The 725-nt window shown below is 58.3% G+C and carries 1 protein-coding gene; it reads left to right on the forward strand.

The genetic code is table 11. The features are described from left to right. Positions 1–149: 149 nt before the first annotated feature. Entirely contained in the window at positions 150–671 is a 522-nt protein-coding gene (locus tag B0W88_RS33355) for a hypothetical protein (protein ID WP_144007159.1), read from the forward strand. The last annotated feature ends 54 nt before the right edge of the window (positions 672–725 follow it).

Below are 725 nucleotides of genomic sequence, written 5' to 3' on the forward strand. Positions count from 1 at the left end.
GCAGTTCCAGCCGACGCCTAACGGCGCGGCTGAACGCAATCGTTAGGCCGCACACTCGCGCCATGGATCTAAGCAACGTTACGTTTGTCGGGCCACCTCTCGACCCCAGTTCGTCGATTCTCCCGGCGCTACCGAATAGCCTCGTTAGCTTGCTGCGCCAACTCAACGGTTTCATTCTGCTGAACGGGGCGCTTCACGTGCGCGGCCTATGTTCCCAGCCGGAGTGGCACAGTCTTTCGTCAAGTTTCACGGGTGCTCTCGCACTACACACGCTCTATGACGCGCTGCTGGAATCTGACATTCCGTTCGCGCAAGACTGCGTGGCAGATCAATTCATTCTCCGAGACGGATGCGTTTACAAGTTAGAGGCGGAAACGGGTGTCCTTAGTTCACTGAGCCTGTCGCTGGCTGAGTTCTTTGTCGCGGTTGAGGCGGATCCGACGGGGTTTCTCGGCATGCAGCCACTCCTGCAGCATCAGCGAGATGGTGGTTCGCTTCAACCGGGGCAAGTGTTGCATGTCTATCCGCCGTTCTGCACTCATGAGGCAGCCCAAGGTGTATCGCTCAAGGCAGTTCCCATTGATGAGGCGATGAGCTTCTTGTCTAACTTCGCGCGGCAGGTGTCAGGTCTTGCCTCGGGAGAGCAGGTTCGTGTCAAGGTGGTGGCATAGTGCTGCCTAACCCGCAGTTCCAGCCGACGCCTAACGGCGCGGCTGAACGCAATC

It is taken from the genome of Pelomonas sp. KK5 (assembly GCF_001984095.1).
Taxonomy (GTDB): Bacteria; Pseudomonadota; Gammaproteobacteria; order Burkholderiales; family Burkholderiaceae_C; genus KK5.